The following is a 21,096-nucleotide window of genomic DNA, read 5'->3' on the forward strand; positions in this document are numbered from 1 at the left end:
GGGATGGTCCCGGCGCCGAGCGTCGCAGCGTCCACTCGGTCCTCTGCTCCCCGCACCCGCGGGGATGGTCCCCTTCACAAGTTCCCCGCAAGACCTCACGCAACCTGCTCCCCGCACCCGCGGGGATGGTCCCTGTTCCAGGTGGGCGAGAACCCAATTGCTGACCTGCTCCCCGCACCCGCGGGGATGGTCCCGGCGCGGCCACGGGAGAGAGGGCGTCGGCAGCCTGCTCCCCGCACTCGCGGGGATGGTCCCCGTCCTCGCCATGCGGGACAGTAGCGCCAGCACTGCTCCCCGCACCCGCGGGGATGGTCCTAGAAACGGCCACCTCGTCTGCCCCTACCCCACCGCCGACGAACCCCTGTGGCCCTGGCCCTGGGGAACCGCGCAGCGCGAGAAGAACGACCGCCAGGCGCAAAGCCTGTTCAACCTCCCCGACCTGCCCGACCTGCCCGACCTGCCCGACGCCAGCTGACGGTACCGTGTCCGTCGGCCGGGTTCGGTTCACCACCCGGTGATGCGTTCTTCACCCCGGCCACGCGCCCCGGATCAGTGCGCTCTGGCCCGCGACGCAGCAGTGTCTCCACCAGCAACACGGCCTGTTCCGGCACTCTGTGCCCGTGACCGACGTCTTTGAGCACGCCCCGCAGGTCTGGAACGCCGCGCAGCTCCGCGACGCCCTCAAGGACCTGCCCGATGACGCACCCATACATGTCGGCGTGGCAGGCGATCCCGGTGACTTCGCGGGATACCGGGACTTCGTTCTCGTGGACGCACATCAGGTGGAGAACTGGTGGCCGGCCACTTCCACGGCGCCGGAGCGTACCGAGACAGCGGAGGCGCTGACGTTGTTCGCCGACTGGGAGCCGGGCGCGTACGACCGTCTGGACTGACCGGCCGCGGTGTCGCTCGGAAGAACGCCAGCAGTATCCGTCGCGCGTTGGCCGGGGCCGGCCGACGGCCTGCGTGCGCTATAGTTGATCTTGGCAGTTCGCCGCAGATCACGGTGACAGATCTGCGTTGGTGGTCCAAGGAACGACGCCCCGCTTCCTGCGGGGAAATGCAGGTGCAAGGCCTGCCCAGCGCTCGCTCACGAAGTCCCTTCCCCCCGCGGGGGGAAGGGACTTCGTCACGTTCCCCAGCCAGTCCCACCTGCGCCGGGCCTGGGCCCGTACTCGGCGCGGCGCGGCGCCGGGACGGTAGGCGTCGATCTCAGTGACCAGCATCGCTCCCGTCTCACGTTCCTCGTCCGTCCAACCGGTCACCTGCAGGAGCAGCGCGTCCGCCACGTCACCACCTGTCGATGCCCATCGTCTTCGCCGCGCTGTGGATCGCGTTGTAGTGCGGAATCGACATGTGCGACTTCTTTTGCTTCGGCGGAAGGTTCTGGTCGGCCTGCCGGAACTCGTCACGCGCCGCGGTCAGCAGGATGGTTCCGTAGCCGACCGGCACGTCGACCTTCCCGTGAATGGGATGCCACTTGGCGGCCGTCTGACTCCCGGCGTTGGCCAGGATGCTCCGCGCCCGGTTGCACGCGGCCCCGGTTTGATCGCCAAGGCGGTCTGGGTGGCCGAGGCGGTTCGGACTCGGCCCGCAGCATCGCCACGTCAGACAGGCAGTCCCCGCCCAGCACGACCGCCAGGGCGAGTTCGAGCAGGATCTTGCACCGCCCGGGGCTTGCGCCACGGCTTCAGGCCCGCCGAGATCGCGGCGTCCAGGCCGAGGCCGGTGCGCCGGACCGTCTCCACCAGCAGCACCCCGCCGGCCTGTGAGACCTTCACAGCCGCCGGACGCGCAGCACGCCGGTCAGCATCGGGAGAGTGAACTCGCCGCGGGCTGTCTCCGGTCGACTCGCAAGGAAAGCGCGGATCCGGCCCAGCGTGGCTTCTTGTTCCTGTTCTGGCATGACCAGCAACCCCGCGCGCGTCGCGATGGTCGCGACGAGAGAGTCGGCGGTGCGGCGCTGCCCGTGCGGGAACTCGGCCTGCTCCGGCAAGCCGAACCGGGCGGCCACGCCATTCTTTGGAAGGTGCGCGTTGGTCGTCTCGGCGCGCCAGCTGGTGGGCGTGTCACGCGGGCCGATGGCCGCGCTCCCGCTGACCCGTGCGAGCCCGGCAACCCACTCGACCTGGTCGTCCATGACGTTCCACAGGCCGGCCAGGATGCCGCTGGGTGCGAGGACCCTGGCGATCTCGGGTCCCGCGACGGCCATGTCGAACCAATGCATGGCGTTTCCGGCCAGCACGGCATCGACGGAAGCGTCCGGGAGCGGTATTGCCTCGGCGCTACCCGGCAGGGCACGGACAGCCGACAGCGAGCGGCGCAGCTCGGTCAGCATCGCCGGGTCGGGCTCGACCGCGATGACTTCGGCACCCAGCGCGACCAGCGTGGCGGTTAGCTTGCCGGTTCCGGCACCGAGGTCGAGCACGCGCGGGCCGGGCGCGGGCTCGAGCGCCCAGCGCACCGCGGCCTGCGCGTAGTCCGGACGGTGCTCGTCGTATGCGACCGCCGCTGCGCCGAACGCCGAGGCGTGAAGCAGCCGTTCGTCGTCGCTGTCCACGCGGTTACCGTATCGGTGCTGCTGGCGGTCGGCTACCCCGCCTCACCGCTTCGGCGGCGCCCGCCCGATAACGCTACTAGGCTCGCGCTCACCTGAGAAGTGCCTCCGGTTGGTGCGGGAACGAGGGCCTTGACAATCCGTGTTCTTGCAGGTCAGACGCGCTTTTCACTGAGCCGACCAGCTGCCGGACCGCCCGCTTCACGAAAGCGCGAGGCTAGTGCCGGTGGGGATTGAGCGGCAGGATTGTAGACGCAGGAACTGGACCGAGGCATGGCGACGGCCACGGATCGGGGGATCTATGCAGGAGCCGCGGCAGGCACGGCAGTTCGGATATGAGGTGTCGCCCCAAGCAGCCATCGCGACACGGGGAGGACGTAACTACGCGCATGTCCTCCGGGACCAATCCGCCCGGTTCCGGCGGGGAAAGGCCTGGATCAAGCTGCTGCTGGCCGGGGTCGCCGTGGGTGGCGCAGCGCTGTTCCCGGGCCGGGACGCGCTCCCCACAGTCGTCCTCGCGGTCGTCGTCGGCCCGCTTGCCGTGGCGGCGGTTGTCTTGGTGATCATGCTGGTGGACTCGGGTTCGGAGAAATCCGACGTCGGAGCGTGGATCCGGGAACAGGCCGAGGCACTTGAGGTGCGGAGATCGACGCGGCCGGGCAGCTGCCGGCGCTTGCCGGAGGCGCTGTGGTGCAGCCCGAGGACGCGCAGATCGATGACGTCCTGGTCGATGAGGGTGATCCCGGAGAACTCGCTGTATCCGGCGCGGGCGGCGGACTGCAGGTTCTCCACTGTGCGGACGGCAGACTGATGCGGCTTGGCGAGCCGGGCCGTGTTGGTGGCGTCCAGAAGAGTGTCGGCCGTGGTGAGGTGTCTGATCACGCCGCGGATCCAGTGAGGTTCCAGGGCACGTACCCACTGGTCCATCTGCTGCACGGCGTAGAGCACTTCCCAGCGCAGCAGCTCGGGCAACGGGGCGAGATGGAACTGGTGCGCCAGCAGATACAGCGGCTGCCCCGGCGCCAACTGCGCAGCAGGGACGGGGGCGGTGCTGGAGCGGCATTCTGCCCTCCAGGCACGCCAGTGATAGTTGCACAGTCCCCGGGAATTCATGGATGCGCCGGCACAGTCGGCGACCATGCAGACGGGCACGTCGGTGAAGGGCATAGCGCGCTCACGGAGCCAGCGTTCGAACGTGCCCCTTGCCGCGTGGTACTTACGGGAGTTGTCGTGAGCCGCGCACAGGCCTCCCGATACCTGGGGCCGTACGCACCGCACGCCGTCCCGGGTGAGCGTGCACGGCCCGACGACCGTCAACGGCAGGGATCTGGAACGAGCGGGGATGAAAGTGGCGGCGAACTCTTCCCGCGGCAGACCACTCTTTCTGCGCTGGTCCGAGCAGTAGGTACAGAACGTCTCCTGAGCACGCACGATCACGTCGCAGCGCCGAGTGCGGCACCGGGAGGACGAGGTGCGCGGGTTGTCGAGGTCTCCGGTGAACAGCCATCTGGCGCCGTCCCACTCCCCCGGCCGCCACACGGGATCGATGTGGGCACGCAGCCACGTCTCCCACGACTTCTTCGTGGCCTTCGTCGGTGCGGAAAGTGCGACGGCAGGCGCACCAGCCGCGCTCACTGGTCCTCCCCCCATGCCTGGGCCCGGTCGACAGCCGCCCGGGTCTCGGACTCATCGACGTGACGTCGTTCTGATGGAGCGCAACGCCGGTGGCAGGACGGGCCGTACGGGCGTTCCCTGGACGTCGTGCCGCGTGCCGACCGTTCGGGATCCGGGCCGCCGAGGTACGAGTGGGCGGGTGACGTACGACTTCGGCTTCCGCTTCGACCAGGAGCTGGGCAAGCGCTTCGGCTCGTCCGCCGGTGGCTGGCCCGAGGCCGGGCAGCGAGTGGCCTCGTTCTGCGGGATCGTCGTGGACGCCTTGGGCACAGCCGACGCGCAGCGGTGGTTCGAAGCAGCCCGCCGGGCCCACCAGCGTGTCGTCCACCCGGCCCAGGGCTGGTACAACCTCGGCTTCGCCCGCTACCTGGACCTGGAGACCAGTGGCTTTATCGAGCAGCTGTGAAGTCACTTCTCGAAGTGTTCGGGAGGCGCCCGTTCTGCACCGACCACGGTGTCGACGAGTACGGGAGGCGATCCCCCACCAAGGGCTGGCGGGCGGCGGCGCAGCTGGTCCACCCCGCCTCCTAGACCCGTAGCCAGCGTCTTTGATCTCGCGTCTTTGATCTCGGCTCGACTCAGGCGCAGACAACGGTCGGCCGTGTCGCCATTGGCGAGTGCCGCCGGCACTCATCGACATTCCGGCCGCTTGACGTCTGCCAATGCCTCCCGAACCCGTCGAGAAACGCTGCTCCTTGTCATCTACGGAGCCAGCAGTAGTTGTTCAACACTTCCGACAGCACCCCGAACCACCACTGTTCGATTTTCAAGTACTGGGAGCGCATACTCGCGTCAGTGCTGGAAGCCGCCGGCACGTTCAGCACCCCGCAGCTGGACGTGACCCCCGCAGCAGCGCGCCGGCGTCCCGCTGGCGCCGGCCGCGCTCGTCGCGATGGCCCCGGGGTCCCAGCCCAGACATCAGCCGCAAAGTAGGGCGCGGGGAGTTGGACGAGCCCCGTTTTTCCCGTCCTGGGCGTCATCGGTCTGATCGAGGGATCGAGGCCTTCGAATCAGCCGGCGGCGTCGCATTGCCTGTGGTCGTAGCCGTCGCGATGGGTGAGGACCTCCTCCATGTGGCCCTCCGCCCATTCCTTGATTCCCCGCATGACTCCCTGGAGCGAGCGGCCGAGATCGGTCAGCTCGTAACTGACGGTGACGGGCACCGTGGGGGTCACGGTCCTGGTCACCATCCCGTCGCGCTCAAGTGCGCGCAATGTCTGCGTCAGCATCTTCTGGCTCACGCCCGAGATCCGGCGTGACAGCTCGGAGAAGCGCATGGGCTGCGGTTCGTCGACGGTGGTCTCCCCAGGACGCGGGCCGTCCCCGCCGAGCGCGGCGAGCACAAGGGCGACCCACTTGTCGGAGATTCGCTCCAGGAGCTGGCGGCTGGGACAGACCGCGAGGAACGCGTCGTACTCCCGCTTGGCCACGGCCCGCCGCTCGGATGCGGTGCTGGTCGCCATCAGTCAGTCATCTCCTCAGCTCGGTGACTTACTTACTTCAAGGTGCCTACTTCCCCCTGGAAACAGGGCTCTTCCATGCTGGTGCTGCAGCACAGGGATGGCAAGACCCCACAAAAGTCCTCCATGAAGGAGTAGATGACGATGGATCAGATGACCTCTCGGCGAGCTGTGGTCCGCGTTCCGTCCGGTCCCAAGTCGATCGAGACCGTCGACGTGCCGGTGGCCGAGCCGGGGCCGCAGGAGATCCGCGTCAAGATCGCCGCAGCAGCGATCAACCCGGTCGACCTGGGCGTGGCCGCGGGCGTCTTCCACCAGCTCGGCATGGTCCACCAGCCGTACTGGACCGGTCTCGGCTGGGACTTCGCCGGCACCGTCGAGGCCGCCGGCCCCGGCGTCGAGCTGCCGGTCGGCACCCGTGTCGCCGGGTTCCTCGACGGTTTCGACCGCGACCACGGGTCCCACGCCGAGCACGTCCTCGTCCTCGCCGCGAACGTCGCCGTCGTTCCGGACGGAGTCGACCTGGCCGCGGCTGCGACGGTGCCGCTCAACGCCACCGCCGCAGCCCAGCTCGTCGACCTCCTCGGCGAGGCGCCGAGCCAGGCTCGGCGCCTGCTGGTGACCGGCGCGGCTGGTGTGGTGGGCGCGCACGTCGCCGTGCTCGCCCAGGACAGCGGCTGGCAGGTGACCGGGCTGGCCCGAGCGGCCGACGAGCCGTTCGTCCGGGGCCTGGGCGTCGACTTCGCCACCGACCTCGGCCAGGGCTGGGACGCCGTTGCCGACGCCGGAGCCCTGCAGGAGCCCGCCCTCCGGGCGGCGCGTGACGGCGGCCGTTTCGTCGGCGTGCAGCCCGCTGCGAGGCTCCCCGAGGAGCGCGGCATCACCGTCGAGGTCATCTTCGCCCGTCCCGACGGTCCGCTGCTCGCCGGCTTGCTCGCGCGGGTCGCGGCGGGAGAGCTGCCGGCTCGCGTCCACGCCGTTGCGCCGCTCGACGAGGCGGCCGACGCATACCAGGCGATGGCGAAGGGCGGCGTCCGCGGCCGGATCGTCCTCGTCCCCTGACAGCGCGACACGAACGCGCAACAACCGCTTCGTCAATAACGATTCCCTCGACAGACAGGACAGCTGATGCTCACCACCATCGCCACCGTTGTCGCCGGCCTCCTCGGCGCAGGCCTCATCCTCATGGGCGGGAGCGCCATCACGAGGCCGCAGGGCCTCTCCGGTTTCGGCATCCCCGACGCACCGGTCGACGACCCCGGGCTCCGTCCCTGGCTGCGAGTGAAGGGTCTGCGGGAGATCGCGCCCGGGGCTTTCGTCTTCGCTCTGATGCTCACCGCGACCTCGTCGGTGCTGGGTTGGTACCTGCTGGTGTTCGCCGCGGTACCCGCCGGAGACGCGCTGGTCGTGCTGCGCAGCGGCGGGCCGAAGGCCACCGCCTACGGCGTCCACGCCGCGACGTCGGCGGTGATGCTGGTGACCGGCACCTGCCTCCTGGTCTGATCCCCCATCGAGATCCGATCCTGACTACGAGGCTCCGTAGGGCGTGTTCCGCGGGGGCTTCCCGCAGCAGGCTCGCCAATATTCCTTCCACCTCGACAACGACCCCGGCTGCGAACGCAACCGGGGTCGTCGAGTATTCCGGAACTACGCCCTCACGCGACAAGATCTCTTCCGGTGGGCAGCGATCAAGGCGTTCGAATAGGCGGCCCTTCGGGGTGCTGTCGGAAGTGCCCAACAACTGCTGCTCAATCTCGGGTTCTGGCTCGATTTCCGTGACGCGTGCACGATGAGTGATCTCCGCTGGGAAACCAGTGGGACCGAAGATGGGTCTCAGGTGCAGACGATGGGGCAGCCGCGTCGGATCGAGTGCTGGGCAGCGCGCAGGAACAGCGCGACGTAGAAGGCTGTGTCCAGGTCCTTGGTCCACGGTCCTGTTCGAGCAGTGGCCAGTTCCTTTGCTTGGTGTCTGGCTCGGAGAGGTCGAAGGACTCAAGGTCAGCCTCGCCGGAGCCGTGCAGAAACTCGCCCAGCTCGACGCGCGGAACGGAAAGGGCACCACCGTCAACCTCGGCATGCCGCCCTTCCGCGACATCGCCTGCCGAACCGTCACCGCGGCCAAGGACAACGAAATTGCTTGCCCGCCCTTGCCGACCGTGGAAGAGTGGCATGCGCTCTGTGATCTTGCAGACCCACTCACGGTGAGGAACGACAGCCAATGATCTCGGCGTCCCAAAGCGGCCGCCGTCGGCACTGAGCAGCCCGCTCCCCAGCGGTCAGCGGTCTCCTTCTGCCACGTCCGTTACGCACGGCGGCCCCATGATGCAGTGCCCGAGCACCGTCACTCTTCTCCGCCCAAGTTCACCTGAGTTCGCCTTGGGCTCACCCTGAGACTTCGTGAGGTCAACACCCACCATGGACATCCAGGTCCAGAGCTTTGCCGTCGCCAACCTCCGCCGCCGCCCCGTGGTCGTTGAGATGGGCGGCTTCGTCGCGGGCTTCAACCCCGACACCGACAGCCCGTACCTCAACTACGCGACCCCGCTGCCTGGCGCCGAGCCGACCGAGGCTGACGTGACGGCCCTGATCAGGGTCTTCCGGGATCGCGGCCTGCTGCCGCGACTGGAGTTCGCACCGGAGGCCGCGCCCGGCGTGGCACCGGCGCTACGGGCAGCGGGCTTCGGCACCGAGGCGGTACACGAGTACCTCGTCTGCGTCCCAAGCACGCTGACGGCCCCTCACTCCGCCGACGCGCCGCATGTGGAGACCCCAGCCACCGACGAAGAGTACGCCGCGCTCGATGCCGCGCTCGCCGAGGCATTCGGCGGCGTCTTCGCATCCTCCACTCAGGGTGCCGCCCGGCTGCGGCGCACCCAGCAAGGCGGCGGGGCGGTCCGCTTCGTCCGCACCCCGGAGGGCGGCTGCGCCGGCGGAGCGTCCTGCTCCCCGCCCACCGAAGACACCGCCGAACTGTCCGGCGTCGGCACCCGCCCGGCCCACCGCGGCCGCGGCATCGCCGCCGCTGTGACCGCCGCGCTGACCGAAGCCATGTTCGCCCAGGGAACCGGCTCGGTGTGGCTGGAGTACTCCGGCGAGGGCTCCCGTCGCGTCTACGAGCGCGTTGGTTACCGGCCGCAAGGCACCCGCCTCTACCTCTCGCTGCCCGAGGAATAGCGGCCCTGACTACATAGACCCGCTCGAGGGCGGCCACCCGTCGTCGCCTCCGAGCTCCGATGTCTCACTGCTTCTTAGAGGAGCTCACAAAATGGGCGTCCGGCTCGCGACGCCTGGCACGCACGCTCGCTGCGTTACCGAAACGCCCTAGTAGCTCCGCTACAAGGACCTTCCAGCGCCTTGCGATCGCACGCACCAGACGCCGCGAGCTGATCGGACTCCCATTTTGTGAGCTCCTCTTAGTTCAGAGAACGTCAACACCCTGCTCCTCCAGGACATCCTGAGCGAGGAGAAGTGGCAGAAGCGGCTCACCGACGCCGACCGACGGGCCCTGTCACCGCTGTTCTGGACCCATGTGAACCCCTACGGCCGGTTCGAGCTGGACATGAACTCCCACCTCGACCTCGCCGCCGCGGCGCCCACGGTGCCCGGCCCCCGCACCACACCAGATACGCAGACTCCCGAACCGGCGGCAGGGGGTGCGGGCAGGTCGGCATCCTGAAGACGTCGTCACCCTCACCACCTGCGCCTTGGCCCTATCCCTGCAGGGTGAGCCCATGACTACTCGTCGTCCGCGCTTCCGCCCGGTGCGTCGCACCCGGCCAAGGCACCTACGCCTTCACCCGGTCGCAGCGCCGGCTCGCAGGACGGCCCGCACGGCGTTGGCAAGCGGGGTCACCGGGCGGTCGAGGAGGGCGAGGAGGTCGGCCGAGTCGCCATCAAAGTGGCCGGCGGCGATGTCGTCCTCGAGGCACGCAAGGAAGCCGGCGGTGTAGTTCTCGGTGTGCCAGCCGTGCCGCAGGATCGTGTGGGGAACGCCGGAGGCGGCCAGCATCCTCTTCGGTGGCCCTGTGTTCGGGCGCCAGAACCATGGGGTTCTCCGTCGCGTGGAGGACCGATGTGTAGTACAGCCGGCCGACGCCGGCGGCCTTCGCCGCTTCGATGACGTTGCGGTGCTGGGGTACGCGCCTGCCCACTTCGGTGCCGGAGACGAACAGCAGGCGGTCCACGCCGACGAAGGCGTGTTCCAGGGCCTCACGGTCGTCGTAGTCCGCGATGCGGACGGTGATGCCGTGTTCGGCAAGGGGTGCGGCCTTCTCCGTGTTGCGCGCGACGGCGACGATCTAGGAGGGTTCTGCGTTCTTGGCCAGGAGCTGGTCGATGACCAGGGTGCCGAGGTGCCCAGTTGCTGCGGTGACGCCGTAAGTCGTCATGTTGTCCGTCCTTCGGGGTGTCGTGTGCGCGGGGAATGGGAGGCGGCACTCCGGCCGCCGAGCGCGGACGCTGCGTGCTGCGGGCAGGTGTTCGTCGGCTGCGTGCTCTGCGCGCCGCGGGTGGAGGCCGACGTCCTGGGGATGCGGGGGTCGGCCATGCTGAGGAACAGCAGTCCTGCTCCGAGAGCGGCGAAGACCGTTCCGAACAGGACGATGCCGCCATCAGTCGCGCCGCCCAGGAAAGTGGCGCCGATGAGGCCGGTGGCGACGAACCCTCCGAGGTAGGACGAGGTGCGGTAGAAGCCGCTGTTCACGCCGATCTGGTCCGGCGTGCTCTCCAGATACAGCATGGTCTGGTTGCCGACGTTGCTGAGTCCCATCCCGGTACCCAGCAGGGTCACTGCGAGCACCGGCCAGATCAATGCGTCCTGCGCGCCGGAAAGCCACAGGAAGGCCGCACCGGCCAGGACGAAGGCAGCCGACGCCACGACCACGGGCTTGACCCATGGTTTAGGGCCGATCAGCAGGGAAGCCGCCGCGCTCATGACCGACATCGGCAGCATCAGCAGGCCGACCGTGCCCGGGGCGATGCCGCGCGCCTCCTCCAGCCACTGCCCGACGCCGTACAGCGCGCCGTACATGACGGTGAACGTCATGATCAGGCGCAGGTAGGTGCGCAGCAGGGAGCCGTTTCTGGCGAGCATCCGCACGTCGACGAACGGGGAGGGGCGGCGCCGCTCCCAGAGCGTCAGCGCGACGGCGGCTCCCGCGATAGCGGCGAGCAGCCACCACTGGGGGTGGGCCATGTCGCTCCGGAAGGCGAGCAGTGCGGTCACGACGGCGGCGAACAGGACGATGCCGAGGGGGTCGATGTGCTGCGTGAGGGGAAGGCTGCGGTCCCTGCGGTCGAGGCCCGTGCGGGGTACCCACCGGGCGGTGAGGAGCAGGCTCAGGGCAGCGAGGGGCACGTTGACGGCGAACACCGACCGCCAGCCGAAGGCTGCGATCAATGCGCCGCCGATCGGCAGACCGATCGCGGCGGTGACATGGCCGGCGGCCGCAACCAGGCTGAGGATCTTGTTGGGGAGAGGGACGCCCGCGGCCTCGGCCCTGAGGTTGATCATCATCATCGCGGTCGGATACGCGGCCGAAGTCCCCAGGCCGATGATCATGCGGGAGGCCACAAGCCAGGAGATGTCCGGAGCGGCCCAGCCGACCGCCCCGCCGACGCCGACGAGCACGAGGCCGGCCATGAACACCGACCAGGCCCCGTACCGGGTGGCCAGGCGGCCCATCAGCGGCTGGCAGATCGCGCTGATCAGGTACAGCGCGGACACCAGCAGAGCGGTGTCGACGGCGGTGACGTGCAGGTCGTCGGCGATGCTCACCAGGGCGGTCGCGATGATGGACGAGTTGATCGGGTTGAGGGTGACCCCGAGCAGGAGGGCCGCGGTGAACCCGCGGCCGAAGACACGACGTTCTACGGTGGTACCGGCCATGACTCAGGACAGGTTCTGGCGCAGGGCCGTGAGGACGTCGGCGGTGGTGCCGGTCTCGGCGATGGCAGGCAGCGCGAACGCGAGGCTGAGCCGGCCGCGTTCGGCGCTCGGGTCCGTGACGGCGTCCGTCGGGACCGTGACGGAGTACCCGGCGTCGTAGGCGGCCCTGGCCGTGGACTCCACGCCCATGCCCGTCGCGATGCCCGTGACGACGACGTTGGTCACCGCGCGCTCCGCCAGCAGCCTGTTCACCTCTGGCGAGGTGAAGGCGCTCAGGGCCTTCTTCGCCACCCTCAGGTCCGTCCTGGCGACGGGCAGCCGCTTGTGCAGGACGGCGAAGTCGGCCGGCGGCTCACCGCCGGGCAGCGGAACCTCGGTACGGCCGGCCGGACGGCCGAGGGCGGTTACCCAGATGACGGGCAGGCTGGCCGCGTGGAAGGCGTCGGCCAGCTCGGCCGTCCGCTCGACGATCCGCCGGGCGTCCTCCGGCTCGGCCATGGCGACAATGCCGTTCTGCAGGTCAATTGCGATCAGGGCACAGTTGGGGTCGATCGTGGTGATGCTCATTGCAGTCCTCCCGAAGACGGGACAGTCGGTGTCGTGTCGGGCTCGAGCAGGCGACGCAGCAGGACGAGGGCGTCCGCCAGCTGCCGCTGCTCGGCCGTGGTGAGTTCGGAGACGAGCCGGTGGCGCAGCCAGTCGGTCTTGCGGGCGCGCACCGCCTCGATACGTGCGTTGCCCTCGTCCGTCAGGTCGAGCCTGCGGCGGCGGCCGTCGCGCGGATCGGGCGTCACGGCGACCAAACCGGCATCGACCAGAGAGCCCACCGTGCCGCTCATCGACTGAGGGGTCACATACTCCGCCCGGGCCAGCTCGGCACTGGTCGCACCCGGTGCCTGGTGCAACCGGGCCAGCACGGTCTGCTGCGACAGGGTGAGACCGTCGGCGCTCTGCGACTCGCCGCTCAACCGGCGGGTGTAGGCCCATATCAGGGCGCGAATGTTCTCCGCCAGATCGACGGAGTCCGAGGAATCCAGCATGAATGCATCGTACACATACTCAGGTAAACTTATCAAACAGCCGAACTATTCCTTGTGCCTCAGCGCACCTGGACGGCCGGACGCTCACTGAGCCTCTGTTCGGCGGCGCATCAGCGGGGCGGCAGCAGTCGCGCGGCAAACTCTCACAAACGGGGGTCCTTTGCGCGAGTAAGATCAACAATTGTCCGCCAAGACCCGCCCGACCCCCGATCGATTCTCAGAACCAGTTCTCACTCAAAAGCGGGACGGGCCCCTGCGGGCGGCCTTGGCGAAGCGCACCAGCGCCTGGATGCGCCCGGGCGGTATCGCCGTCAGGTCCCAGGTCGGGCCGCCGAACGCCTTCAGCGCGTCGCAGCGCTCCAGCGCCTTGAGCACCCCGCGGGAGATGTCGCGCGGCGACCTGCGCAGCCGGTCCAGCTCCGAGACGCGCCGGGCGCTCGGGACGATGACCAGCTGCTGCAGCCGCTCGGCCTGCTCGGCGGTGCGAGCCGGGGCCAGGGTCGCCCACAGCCGCTTCTCGGCGCGCTCGCGGGTGCCGGAGACCAGCCGCTCCCGCGTGGTCGCCCCGGGCAACAGCACCTGCTGGTCGAGCAGGCGCTTGGTTGCCAGGTCGAACAGCAGGGTCGGCCGCTCCGAGCCGATCCACGCGCGCTGGTACATCCAGCGGGCCAGCGAGAACCACGGGTCGAACTCGAACTTCGTGTACCCGTAGGTGGTACGGATCTCCTCCTGGTGCTCCCAGCGGGCCTTGCCCGAGCCGTAACCGGCGAAGGCGGTCACCGACAGCCCGAGCTGCTCGGCGACGTGCTCCACCACGATGTCGGGCACGTCCTCAGGGTCGTCCGAAGGTGCCCAGGTAGCGCACCGTCCCGAGCTGGACGGGAGCAGGGGTGTCACAGCCGTAACCAACCTCCCCGGGGCGGTCCGGTATCCGAGCACGGCGACCATCCGCCATACAGCGCGGCACCGGTCGGGACCCTCGGTCCAGGACTTGGGCAGGTAGAGCTCGCGGTCCGCCAATGCCCGGACCTTGGCGGAGGCAGAGGCGGCGAGTACCCCGATCTGGCAGTTCTCTGGCAATCACCGAGCTCGCCTCGCCCCGGGTAAACCTCTCGGCCGCCCGGAGCCTCAGCCCCCTCGCGGAAATGCTGGCGTTCGATGGTCAGCCCGCTCCCTTGCGGATGCCGCATGCCTCCGGTGGTACCGCAGCCAGCCGTCAGCCCCTATGACACCACGAGTTCAACCTCAGTAGCTGTCGCGGGTGGCAGCGGTCCGGGCATCGGTGAAGGTCTGTCGGCGGTCCTGGTGCGCGCGTTCCAGGGGTTCCAGTTCGGTGTGGTTGACGGTGTCGGTGGCGGGCAGCACCAGGCGCTCATAACGTGCCTCTATGTCTTTCGTCAAGCCCGAGCTGGTCGTGCGGCGGCTTTTTCGGGGAGGCGTGGGTCGTAGAAGGTTCCGTCGCGGAGCATGGCGAACAGGACGCTGATGCGGTGGCGGGCGAGGCGGAGGAGGGCCTGGGTGTGGGTTTTGCCGCGGGCCCGGCATTTGTCGTAGTAGGTGCGGGAGGCGGGGTCGTGCAGGGCGGCGAACGCGGAGAGGAACATCGCGCGTTTGAGCTGCCGGTTGCCGCCCCGTGGTGCGTGTTCGCCGTGGATCGATGTGCCTGACTGCTTCGTTGTCGGGGCGAGGCCGGCGTAGGAGGCGAGGTGGGCTGCGGTGGGGAAGCTGGTGCCGTCTTGGACAGTGACCAGCAGGACGGCGGCGGTCCTGACGCCGACGCCGGGCAGCGACGTCAGGACCTGGGAAAGAGGGTGAGCCTCCAGCAGTGATGCGGATCTCGAATTTTCCTCAGACCTGCTCTTCGTCTCAGTTGGTTCACGAAGTGAAACAACTGAGGAAGGCGGGAAGCGAGGCTGAGCACGACTGGTTGCTCTTCGACTGGTGTCAGACCCGTGGGCGATGATCGGGCCATGCTGCAAGCGAGAGATGAAAATGGTCGCCGGGTGGGGAACCCGAAGACGTCAGCGTTGAGCCGGATGGTGGCGAACCTCGGCCGGGGAAACGCCTTCGTGATCGTCGAGCGAGTCGATGAGGCGGACGGCGACTGGTATGTGCAGGTGTGGCTGAGGGATGACAACACCTACCAGTTGGAGTTCCGCGATGGGACCGCTGCGGAGCACTACCAGACCCGGACGATCTCCCAGGAGAGGGTGATCGCCGCCTTGAGCGGCTGGGCTGAAGGGCGTCCGGAATGGAAGGACGCCTTCATGTGGAACAACATCAGCACCTTGTTTGAGGACGCCAACTGACCTTGTCGTCCAATAGGCCAACAAGGCCAGTGACATGCGACTGTTCAGTTGCGGCGCATGGGGATGACGTCCGGGTTCGCCATCGGGATAGTGGGTCGTGCGGCCTCGGGAGTGGCCAGCAGGGCAACGATGGTGACGGGCTTGTCGCAGTGCGGACAGTTCCGGACGGCCGTGGGCGCCAGGGGTGTCGGGTCTGGCGACGCCGGCGTCATCGTTTCGCCTTCAACCGTGTCAGCGGCTTCGTCGCGTTCGCGGCGCCGGCGCCGGCCTGCTTCTGCTTTGCAGCGGGGTGTGCAGTAGGTGTGCCGGGCCGCCGCATTGGGGCTGACCTGGAATGACGTCCAACAGATGGGGCACTCCCGGAATTCAACCAGCACGTCCGGTCACCCCTTTGCGGAGGTTGTCGGAGTGGGACTGGTGCGAGCGGAGACCGTAGGACGGGCCATCGATGCCGACCACGGCAGCACGGTGCAGGAGCCGGTCGAGCATCGCAGCGGCAACGGTCGCGTCGCCGAAAGCGCCTGCCCAGTCGGCAATACCGACATTGGTCGTGAGGATCGTGCTCGACTTCAGATACCTCTGATTGATCACCTGGAACAGGGCTGAAGCGCCGTCGCCCGGGAGCGGGAGGTAGCCGAGCTCGTCGATCACGAGCAGGCGGGGTCCGGCGAAGAACCTCATGATGCTTGCCCAACGGCCTTCGAGCGCGGCCTTGTGGCACTTGGCGGCGAGTTCGGCGGCGGTGGTGAAGTAGACGCGGTGGCCGGCGTCGACCGCAGAGCGGGCGAGGGCGACGGCCAGCATCGTCTTGCCGACGCCGGGCGGGCCGACCAGCAGGACGTTGGAGGCGTTGTCGAGAAACCGCAGGGTGGCCAGGTCGCGGATGAGTTTCTCGTCGACGCCGGGCTGGGCTGCGAAATCGAAGTCGTTGAGGGTCCATGGTTCTGGCAGGCAGGCGAACCTCAGACGAGAGGAGAGTTTGCGGGCCTCAGTCGCCTCGACTTCGATCTCAAGGAGTTTCTCCAGGGCGGTGGTGAGAGTCATCCGCTCGGCTCGAGCCTGGTCCAGGACGCGGGGAAGGGCTTCGGCGGCGTCGTTGAGTTTCAGATAGGACAGGTGGCCTCGCAGCTGCTGGTAGCGGCGGGCCTCGCTCATCGGCATGGGGTCACTCACTCTCGCGCTCCTGGTCTTCGCGGGTGGGGTCCTGCCGCAGCCGGTCGGCGACGGCGGCGTAGTGGGACAGGTCGATCACGACCCGGTTCGCGACGTCCGAATCAGGTCGGCTGCGAAGCTTTTCGGCCTCCGCCTGGGCCGCGGCCGATGGAGGCCGGCGGACCTTGGTGCGGCAGGGGGCTTTGTCGGAGAACGAAGCGAGTACGGCTCGTTCGAGGGCGATGATGTGTCCGGCGTCCCGGACGGTGTGCCCGGCTCCGTCCGGTGCCCGGCGGTGGTGGGCGATGACCGCGCGGCCCGCGGTGACCACGTGCAATTCGTCCTCGCCGAGGCGGATCCGGACCGTGACGTGGGCGCCGGTCAGCCCAGGAGGGACGGAGTAGTGGTTGCCGGCGAAGGAGACCAGTCCTTGCGGGCTGACGACGCGGGTCTGCTCCAGCTCGGCGGGGAACGGGCGGGTCGGCAGTTCCAGCAGCGGCTCGGCTTCCGCGAGCTCGGCAACGGTGGTCGACGCTCCGTCGAACTTGCGCTTGCGGCTGTCCATCTGCACGGCAAGTTTGTCAACGCCGTTCTGACCTGCCTCAATGCTGATGCCGTCAGGGACGGTTCGCCACCAGCGTTGGGCCGCTGAATGGTTAGCCTTCTCTACGACACCCTTGCGGTTGCCCCGTCGTGGCGGACAGATGTCGACGCCGGCTCCGTAGTACTTCGCGACGGCGGCAAACGTCGGCAGGATTCGTCCGGTTGGCGGGTGGCAGACGGTGGCCATCCTGTCGAACCGCCACCTTCGGGCGGTTCCGCCCAGGCGCCGCAGCACGGCATCGATTGACTGAACCAGGTGCGGGAAAGTCTCCGCCTCCGCGAGCACGGCTCGCCATCGTCCCGAGTGAGCCAGGGCACCGACGAGGAGATGCGCGTTGGCACCGACGCCCCACTCAGCGGGCGAATCAGGGAGCTCGACCCAGTCGAACTGGATCTCCTCACCCGGAGGATGCGCGATGATCGCCACGTCTCGGCCGCTCGAAGCCCGGCATGGTTCGCAGTGCGGACGTGCTTTGTATCGCCGCAGGGCCCGGGTGAAGGTGGAGTAACCGCCCAAGTAGCCGAGTTCCACCACTTCATCGAAGAGCGTCGAGGCCCACAAGTGGGGGTCATCGCTGAGTCGTTGGCGGCTGTATTCCAAGAAGGGAAGGAACGCGTCCGGCGACTGGCGGCGATATCCGGAAACTCGTTCGCCGTTCAGATAGGCGCGGATCGTTTTGCGGTCGTGCCCCAAGTGCCGGGCGATCACCGAGATCGACCAGCCCTGGCGACGCAGTGCGTGAGCATCCACGTCTTCCTCCCAGGTAAGCATCCAGGGCCCTTCAAACAGGCCGAACTCCGTGCTCACGCAGGCTCTCCACGAAACGCCGACACCAGCTCGACACGCCGGGAAAGATCACGCAATGGGTGGGGAGATCACCTGAGCAGGTTTGGCCACCGCAAGAGCGACACCTGGGGAGATTCAAAGAGCGCCATCACCCCGTACCCACGGCGTGAAGTTCCGCCTCGCCCTCCGCGACCGTGACGTGTGGGTCACCAGCGTCACCAGCAGCCGATCCAGGAACACCAACTGGTGTTTCGGGCCGGCTCCTTCGGCACGCCGCCGATCGCCCCCGCGTCGCTGGGCCAGAGCCGATTCCTGCTGCGCCCCCCACTTCGGGGCCAGTTCAGCGACAAGCTCGCCAAGATGCTCCCGGCTGATACCGGACAGGGGAGGATGGGCGAAGGCCACGCGGGCCCACGATTTCGTCACACAAATCCCACCCGCGCGGCCATATTCACGTTACGGCCGTAGACCGTCAGCAGTAGCGTTCCGCCATGGCCTCCTACTCTGCGCAGGACTTCTACGATCAGCTTGCCGAGGACTACCACCTGATCTACGCGGACTGGTCGCTGTCGGTATCACGGCAGGGGAATGCCCTGGACGCGCTGGTCCGGCGGTATCTGGACGGTGCCGAGCCACTGGAAGTCCTGGACTGCTCATGCGGGATCGGGACGCAGGCGATCGGCCTGGCCGAGCACGGGCACCGCATCGTGGGCAGCGATCTGAGTTCGGCTGCCGCGGTTCGAGCGGCTGCGGAAGCGCAGCGGCGGGGGTTGGCGGCAGCTACGTTGGCGGCGGACATGCGCTCGCTGCCGTTCGCTGACGCCTCGTTCGACGTCGTGCTGAGTGCGGACAACGCGCTGGCGCACCTGCTGACCGAGGACGATGTCCGCCGTGCGGTGGGTGATATGCGGCGAGTCGTGCGAGACGGCGGGCTGCTGGTGCTCTCGGTAAGGGACTATGGCGACGCCCGACAGGCTCGGCGGCAGTCCACGGTTCCGCAGGTGACGGACAGCGACGCCGGGCAGGTGGTCACGTTCCAGCTATGGCACTGGCACGACGACGGCGTCTACGACTTCGATCACGTGCAACTGCTGCCAGATGGCGAAACCTGGCAGGTCCGGGTCCGGCGGGCGACGTCGCGGGCCTGGGCACTGGAGGAACTGGCGGAGCTCGTGCGAGAGTGCGGGTTCGGCAACGTCACGTGGCACGGTGTCGAGGATGCGCACTTCTTCCAGCCGGTGTTGACTGCGCGGCCTGTGGCCTGACCCGCACACCCAACAATCACATCCTCACGTCAGGGCCACAAGCCGCCGAACTATCGCTCCCCGAGTCGTTAGCGCGGGTCCCTGATGGCGCGGCACTGGTCGTCCTGGACCACGTCCTGGCCGTCTCTCTGAAGCGTGACTTCGCGGGTGTCACAGGTGCGTACTGGGTGATCCAGTGCGGAAACTTCGCCCTGCTGAAACCAGGGACATCGTTCTCGTCGGCAATGACAAGGCCCGCGAGGAGCTCGCAGGCCTTGGTCGCGTCCGGCGGCTCGAACAGTTCACGGAGGGCCGGTGCCTGAGTGGTGGGGGTGGGGGGGCCGCTGCCGCGGTGGCGGTGGTGGGAGCGGCGGTGAGCGCCAGACCGGCGAGAGCCGAAACGGCCGTGAACAGCGCGGTACGGCGCAGATGACGAATCATGCCGTTCATGCTCCGGCCCCTGCCCGGCGCAGAATCGTTGTTCCTGTCTCGAGGTCACTCCGGCGGGCGGGAAGTCGTACCGGGGCCGCTGATACGGGGCGTGGCAGTACGTCAGGCGGTCCCCGCGCAGCCGGGGCTGCCGAAGTTCGGCGTTCCTGGTTGCGTGGAGTTCTGGCCCGCCGGTTGGCGCGCCATCGTGCTCGCCCTCGGATGAGCCGCCCTTGCCCAGGCATGGAGCAGCACCACAGCTGCGTGCTGGCCTGGAAACAGCCAACGGCAAACGTTAAACGACAAGCTCAGGAGTGGTGGCGCGGGTGGGTGGTCGGCAGCGGTGGTACGGGCTTGAACTTGACGGGTCGGGGGGCTCGGGGGCGTCGGTTGAGGAGGACGAGGCCGGCGACGGTGATGAGTCCGCCGAGGATTGCCGCCGGTTCGGGTTGCTCGCCGAGCCACGTATGGGCCACGGCGAGGGTGACCACGGGGACGAGGTAGGGGGATGCCGTGGCGGTGGTGACACTGAGTACCGCGTAGCCCCACATAACGAACCCGGCGGCTGAGGGCAGAAGGCCGAGGTAGACAGCCGCGACGGTGGCTCCGGTGGGGACGTCAAGGACGGCACGGGCGGCGCTGGGGGCGAGAGGGACAAGCAGAGCGGTTCCGGCCCACATCGTGTAGGCGGCGACTTCGAGTCCGGTGTAGCGGCGGAGCAGGGGCTTGATGGCGAGGTGGTGGACGGCCTGGCTGAGGGCTGCGGCGAGGACTGCCCAGGCGGCTGCCGTGTATCCGCTCTCCTTGCCGGTCACGGCGATGAGAGCCGCGCCGGCGAGGGCGACCAGCGATCCGCCGGTCTTGGCCGGGGTGAGCCGTTCGCCGAGGAGAACAACCGCCAGCAAGGCACTCATCGCGGGGACAGCGGCGACGATCAGGCTGGCGGTGCCAGCCGGTACATGTATCTCGCCCCAGTTCAGCAGCAGTTGGTAGGCACTCAACCCCGCCGCACCTGCGACGGCGATACGCCACAGGTCTTTGCGTGCCGGGCGGTGTACCCCCAGCAGCGGGGCGACAACCGCCAGGGCGACGGATGCAACAGCGAGGCGGAGGAAGGACAGCTGGGCGGGCCCGTAGCCGTCCAGGGCCACACGGATCGCGGGAAATGCGGATGCCCACAACAGCACGGTGGCGGCTAGGGCGAGCAAGGTCTTGTTGAGCTTTACAGGAAGGGGACCTCAAGAAGTACCGCGATCTGCAAAAGCTCATGCTGAGAAGCCGCAGCAACACGCTCGTGAGCGTGAAGAGGGTGACAGCCCAGGGTCGGCCGTCCCGGTACCCCGCCGTTGAACCGTGCATGGCCCATCACCCAAGAAGGGCGGAGATCTGCATCACGTTGCCGCGGGTCGAATATCACCTTCTGTGTCGGAAACCGAACGAATGAAGGCGTTCGTGCGTGAACGCAAGCCTTCGCGTCGTGCCTCGACGTGGTCGTCGACCGGGAGATCGAATCCTTGGCGGATCGGCTTGGCGTTCACTTTGACCGCACAGTCGAGATCGGTGCACAGGAGAAGACCGAGCGCGTTCAGGCGTTCGCGTTTGTCGCGTGATGGGCGTCGAGCGGTGAACAGCGAAACCTCGTTGAACCGGCGGGAGGACCGGCACAGGTCGCACATCACCGCGCGCGATCCGAGTGCGGCTTCATTCGGCGCCTGCCGCAGCAGCACTCCCAACGCCTGGCCGTCGGCTTCGGTGACGAGGTAGGCGAGCTTCGGAGCGCGCAGATCCCGCCACCCGAGGTAGTCGATCCGGTGCCACCGGACGTCGTCGAACCAGACGGGAAGTCGGACCCTCTTTGCGGCGGGGTCCCGGTTCACGATCGCGCCGCGAACTTCTTCCCTGGTCATGGGGCGCATTGCTTCTCCTGACGAGCTGAAGGAATCGTGGACGTGGA

Annotated in this window: 26 protein-coding genes, 4 pseudogenes and 1 CRISPR repeat array (1 of these 31 cut by a window edge); of the genes and pseudogenes, 11 read left to right on the forward strand and 19 right to left on the reverse strand. The window is 68.2% G+C overall.

Annotated elements, in window-relative coordinates:
* Nucleotides 1–316: direct repeats of the CRISPR family, unit length 29 nt; unit sequence CTGCTCCCCGCACCCGCGGGGATGGTCCC; it begins 507 nt to the left of the window's first position.
* A gap of 304 nt (nt 317–620) precedes the next feature.
* Nucleotides 621–893 (forward strand): DUF6225 family protein, encoded by a 273-nt coding sequence (locus ACZ7L9_RS34565; RefSeq protein WP_471421495.1) that lies wholly within the window; start codon nt 621–623, stop codon nt 891–893.
* Between the two features lie 397 nt (nt 894–1,290).
* On the opposite strand, the gene ACZ7L9_RS34570 is transcribed toward ACZ7L9_RS34565, so the two are convergent.
* The 4 genes and pseudogenes from ACZ7L9_RS34570 to ACZ7L9_RS34585 form a co-directional block, all read right to left on the reverse strand.
* Nucleotides 1,291–1,452, reverse strand: coding sequence for a hypothetical protein (locus tag ACZ7L9_RS34570; protein WP_471421496.1), 162 nt, complete (start codon nt 1,450–1,452; stop codon nt 1,291–1,293).
* Between the two features lie 133 nt (nt 1,453–1,585).
* Nucleotides 1,586–1,781 (reverse strand): annotated as a pseudogene (locus ACZ7L9_RS34575) (IS1380 family transposase); the annotation flags it as partial.
* Nucleotides 1,778–2,560, reverse strand: a complete 783-nt coding sequence (locus ACZ7L9_RS34580; RefSeq protein WP_471421497.1) for a class I SAM-dependent methyltransferase — start codon at nt 2,558–2,560, stop codon at nt 1,778–1,780. The gene ACZ7L9_RS34580 and the pseudogene ACZ7L9_RS34575, both read right to left, overlap by 4 nt.
* Nucleotides 2,561–2,938: 378 nt before the next feature.
* Nucleotides 2,939–4,192: a hypothetical protein gene (locus tag ACZ7L9_RS34585; protein WP_471421498.1), complete on the reverse strand. Its 1,254-nt coding sequence runs from the start codon at nt 4,190–4,192 to the stop codon at nt 2,939–2,941.
* A 178-nt stretch (nt 4,193–4,370) separates the two neighbouring features.
* On the opposite strand from ACZ7L9_RS34585, the gene ACZ7L9_RS34590 reads away from it, so the two are divergent.
* Complete coding sequence (locus ACZ7L9_RS34590; RefSeq protein ID WP_471421499.1) at nt 4,371–4,637, forward strand: hypothetical protein; 267 nt, start codon at nt 4,371–4,373, stop codon at nt 4,635–4,637.
* Complete coding sequence (locus ACZ7L9_RS34595; RefSeq protein WP_471421500.1) at nt 4,634–4,762, forward strand: hypothetical protein; 129 nt, start codon at nt 4,634–4,636, stop codon at nt 4,760–4,762. The genes ACZ7L9_RS34590 and ACZ7L9_RS34595 overlap by 4 nt, the downstream gene beginning before the upstream one ends.
* 479 nt (nt 4,763–5,241) lie before the next feature.
* On the opposite strand, the gene ACZ7L9_RS34600 is transcribed toward ACZ7L9_RS34595, so the two are convergent.
* The gene (locus ACZ7L9_RS34600) at nt 5,242–5,694 is read right to left on the reverse strand and encodes a winged helix-turn-helix transcriptional regulator (protein ID WP_471421501.1); all 453 of its coding nucleotides are present in this window, start codon (nt 5,692–5,694) and stop codon (nt 5,242–5,244) included.
* A 150-nt stretch (nt 5,695–5,844) separates the two neighbouring features.
* Here ACZ7L9_RS34600 and ACZ7L9_RS34605 point away from each other — a divergent pair, with 150 nt between their 5' ends.
* The 5 genes from ACZ7L9_RS34605 to ACZ7L9_RS34625 all read left to right on the forward strand — a co-directional run bounded on the left by ACZ7L9_RS34605 (nt 5,845) and on the right by ACZ7L9_RS34625 (nt 9,367).
* On the forward strand, nt 5,845–6,753 hold the full coding sequence (locus tag ACZ7L9_RS34605; protein WP_471421502.1) for an NADP-dependent oxidoreductase: 909 nt from the start codon (nt 5,845–5,847) through the stop codon (nt 6,751–6,753).
* A 66-nt stretch (nt 6,754–6,819) separates the two neighbouring features.
* Nucleotides 6,820–7,194: a DUF4267 domain-containing protein gene (locus ACZ7L9_RS34610; RefSeq protein WP_471421503.1), complete on the forward strand. Its 375-nt coding sequence runs from the start codon at nt 6,820–6,822 to the stop codon at nt 7,192–7,194.
* 512 nt (nt 7,195–7,706) lie between these two features.
* Complete coding sequence (locus ACZ7L9_RS34615; RefSeq protein WP_471421504.1) at nt 7,707–7,913, forward strand: hypothetical protein; 207 nt, start codon at nt 7,707–7,709, stop codon at nt 7,911–7,913.
* Between the two features lie 193 nt (nt 7,914–8,106).
* On the forward strand, nt 8,107–8,865 hold the full coding sequence (locus ACZ7L9_RS34620; protein ID WP_471421523.1) for a GNAT family N-acetyltransferase: 759 nt from the start codon (nt 8,107–8,109) through the stop codon (nt 8,863–8,865).
* A gap of 262 nt (nt 8,866–9,127) precedes the next feature.
* Nucleotides 9,128–9,367 (forward strand): Tn3 family transposase, encoded by a 240-nt coding sequence (locus ACZ7L9_RS34625; protein WP_471421524.1) that lies wholly within the window; start codon nt 9,128–9,130, stop codon nt 9,365–9,367.
* A gap of 117 nt (nt 9,368–9,484) precedes the next feature.
* Here ACZ7L9_RS34625 and ACZ7L9_RS34630 read toward each other — a convergent pair whose 3' ends face one another.
* From ACZ7L9_RS34630 to ACZ7L9_RS34670, 9 genes and pseudogenes are all read right to left on the reverse strand, one after another.
* Entirely contained in the window at nt 9,485–9,700 is a 216-nt protein-coding gene (locus tag ACZ7L9_RS34630; RefSeq protein ID WP_471421505.1) for a hypothetical protein, read from the reverse strand.
* A 52-nt stretch (nt 9,701–9,752) separates the two neighbouring features.
* Nucleotides 9,753–9,989, reverse strand: a pseudogene (locus ACZ7L9_RS34635) (NAD(P)H-binding protein); the annotation flags it as partial.
* Nucleotides 9,990–10,075: 86 nt separating this feature from the next.
* Nucleotides 10,076–11,578 carry an MFS transporter gene (locus tag ACZ7L9_RS34640; RefSeq protein WP_471421506.1) on the reverse strand — a complete coding sequence of 501 codons (1,503 nt, stop codon included), beginning with the start codon at nt 11,576–11,578 and terminating at the stop codon, nt 10,076–10,078.
* Nucleotides 11,579–11,581: 3 nt separating this feature from the next.
* The gene (locus ACZ7L9_RS34645; protein ID WP_471421507.1) at nt 11,582–12,145 is read right to left on the reverse strand and encodes a cysteine hydrolase family protein; all 564 of its coding nucleotides are present in this window, start codon (nt 12,143–12,145) and stop codon (nt 11,582–11,584) included.
* Nucleotides 12,142–12,618, reverse strand: coding sequence for a MarR family winged helix-turn-helix transcriptional regulator (locus ACZ7L9_RS34650; RefSeq protein WP_471421508.1), 477 nt, complete (start codon nt 12,616–12,618; stop codon nt 12,142–12,144). Before ACZ7L9_RS34650 ends, ACZ7L9_RS34645 begins: the two co-directional genes overlap by 4 nt.
* 234 nt (nt 12,619–12,852) lie before the next feature.
* Nucleotides 12,853–13,566 carry a DUF4158 domain-containing protein gene (locus tag ACZ7L9_RS34655; protein ID WP_471421525.1) on the reverse strand — a complete coding sequence of 238 codons (714 nt, stop codon included), beginning with the start codon at nt 13,564–13,566 and terminating at the stop codon, nt 12,853–12,855.
* A 9-nt stretch (nt 13,567–13,575) separates the two neighbouring features.
* Nucleotides 13,576–13,692: pseudogene (locus ACZ7L9_RS34660) on the reverse strand (IS701 family transposase); the annotation flags it as partial.
* Nucleotides 13,693–13,863: 171 nt separating this feature from the next.
* Nucleotides 13,864–14,019 (reverse strand): hypothetical protein, encoded by a 156-nt coding sequence (locus ACZ7L9_RS34665; RefSeq protein ID WP_471421509.1) that lies wholly within the window; start codon nt 14,017–14,019, stop codon nt 13,864–13,866.
* Nucleotides 14,016–14,519 (reverse strand): annotated as a pseudogene (locus ACZ7L9_RS34670) (transposase); the annotation flags it as partial. The pseudogene ACZ7L9_RS34670 and the gene ACZ7L9_RS34665, both read right to left, overlap by 4 nt.
* Before the next feature lie 69 nt (nt 14,520–14,588).
* Between ACZ7L9_RS34670 and ACZ7L9_RS34675 the strand changes: the two are divergent.
* A complete protein-coding gene (locus ACZ7L9_RS34675) occupies nt 14,589–14,927 on the forward strand; it encodes a hypothetical protein (protein ID WP_471421510.1) in 339 nt (112 codons plus the stop codon).
* 44 nt (nt 14,928–14,971) lie between these two features.
* Here ACZ7L9_RS34675 and ACZ7L9_RS34680 read toward each other — a convergent pair whose 3' ends face one another.
* The 3 genes from ACZ7L9_RS34680 to ACZ7L9_RS34690 form a co-directional block, all read right to left on the reverse strand.
* Nucleotides 14,972–15,139, reverse strand: coding sequence for a hypothetical protein (locus ACZ7L9_RS34680; RefSeq protein WP_471421511.1), 168 nt, complete (start codon nt 15,137–15,139; stop codon nt 14,972–14,974).
* A gap of 154 nt (nt 15,140–15,293) precedes the next feature.
* On the reverse strand, nt 15,294–16,100 hold the full coding sequence (istB, locus tag ACZ7L9_RS34685; protein ID WP_471421512.1) for an IS21-like element helper ATPase IstB: 807 nt from the start codon (nt 16,098–16,100) through the stop codon (nt 15,294–15,296).
* Entirely contained in the window at nt 16,093–17,490 is a 1,398-nt protein-coding gene (locus ACZ7L9_RS34690) for an IS21/IS408/IS1162 family transposase (protein ID WP_471421513.1), read from the reverse strand. Before ACZ7L9_RS34690 ends, istB begins: the two co-directional genes overlap by 8 nt.
* 470 nt (nt 17,491–17,960) lie before the next feature.
* Between ACZ7L9_RS34690 and ACZ7L9_RS34695 the strand changes: the two genes are divergently transcribed.
* Entirely contained in the window at nt 17,961–18,734 is a 774-nt protein-coding gene (locus tag ACZ7L9_RS34695; protein ID WP_471421514.1) for a class I SAM-dependent methyltransferase, read from the forward strand.
* 716 nt (nt 18,735–19,450) lie between these two features.
* Here the strand turns inward: ACZ7L9_RS34695 and ACZ7L9_RS34700 are convergent.
* The gene (locus tag ACZ7L9_RS34700) at nt 19,451–20,350 is read right to left on the reverse strand and encodes a DMT family transporter (RefSeq protein WP_471421515.1); all 900 of its coding nucleotides are present in this window, start codon (nt 20,348–20,350) and stop codon (nt 19,451–19,453) included.
* A gap of 59 nt (nt 20,351–20,409) precedes the next feature.
* On the opposite strand from ACZ7L9_RS34700, the gene ACZ7L9_RS34705 reads away from it, so the two are divergent.
* Complete coding sequence (locus tag ACZ7L9_RS34705) at nt 20,410–20,586, forward strand: hypothetical protein (protein ID WP_471421516.1); 177 nt, start codon at nt 20,410–20,412, stop codon at nt 20,584–20,586.
* Here the strand turns inward: ACZ7L9_RS34705 and ACZ7L9_RS34710 are convergent.
* Nucleotides 20,534–21,058, reverse strand: a complete 525-nt coding sequence (locus ACZ7L9_RS34710) for an FBP domain-containing protein (protein ID WP_471421517.1) — start codon at nt 21,056–21,058, stop codon at nt 20,534–20,536. The genes ACZ7L9_RS34705 and ACZ7L9_RS34710 overlap by 53 nt on opposite strands.
* Between the last annotated feature and the right edge of the window lie 38 nt (nt 21,059–21,096).

It is taken from the genome of Streptomyces sp. NPDC111516 (assembly GCF_055635345.1).

Bases quoted from the DNA above. Each gene is read 5' to 3' on its own strand.
- ACZ7L9_RS34600 (WP_471421501.1), bottom strand. From the start codon at position 5,694: ATGGCGACCAGCACCGCATCCGAGCGGCGGGCCGTGGCCAAGCGGGAG.
- ACZ7L9_RS34605 (WP_471421502.1), top strand. From the start codon at position 5,845: ATGACCTCTCGGCGAGCTGTGGTCCGCGTTCCGTCCGGTCCCAAGTCG.
- ACZ7L9_RS34610 (WP_471421503.1), top strand. From the start codon at position 6,820: ATGCTCACCACCATCGCCACCGTTGTCGCCGGCCTCCTCGGCGCAGGC.
- ACZ7L9_RS34620 (WP_471421523.1), top strand. From the start codon at position 8,107: ATGGACATCCAGGTCCAGAGCTTTGCCGTCGCCAACCTCCGCCGCCGC.
- ACZ7L9_RS34630 (WP_471421505.1), bottom strand. From the start codon at position 9,700: ATGCTGGCCGCCTCCGGCGTTCCCCACACGATCCTGCGGCACGGCTGG.
- ACZ7L9_RS34640 (WP_471421506.1), bottom strand. From the start codon at position 11,578: ATGGCCGGTACCACCGTAGAACGTCGTGTCTTCGGCCGCGGGTTCACC.
- ACZ7L9_RS34645 (WP_471421507.1), bottom strand. From the start codon at position 12,145: ATGAGCATCACCACGATCGACCCCAACTGTGCCCTGATCGCAATTGAC.
- ACZ7L9_RS34650 (WP_471421508.1), bottom strand. From the start codon at position 12,618: ATGCTGGATTCCTCGGACTCCGTCGATCTGGCGGAGAACATTCGCGCC.
- ACZ7L9_RS34655 (WP_471421525.1), bottom strand. From the start codon at position 13,566: ATGGTCGCCGTGCTCGGATACCGGACCGCCCCGGGGAGGTTGGTTACG.
- ACZ7L9_RS34675 (WP_471421510.1), top strand. From the start codon at position 14,589: ATGCTGCAAGCGAGAGATGAAAATGGTCGCCGGGTGGGGAACCCGAAG.
- ACZ7L9_RS34680 (WP_471421511.1), bottom strand. From the start codon at position 15,139: ATGACGCCGGCGTCGCCAGACCCGACACCCCTGGCGCCCACGGCCGTC.
- ACZ7L9_RS34695 (WP_471421514.1), top strand. From the start codon at position 17,961: ATGGCCTCCTACTCTGCGCAGGACTTCTACGATCAGCTTGCCGAGGAC.
- ACZ7L9_RS34705 (WP_471421516.1), top strand. From the start codon at position 20,410: ATGCTGAGAAGCCGCAGCAACACGCTCGTGAGCGTGAAGAGGGTGACA.
- ACZ7L9_RS34710 (WP_471421517.1), bottom strand. From the start codon at position 21,058: ATGCGCCCCATGACCAGGGAAGAAGTTCGCGGCGCGATCGTGAACCGG.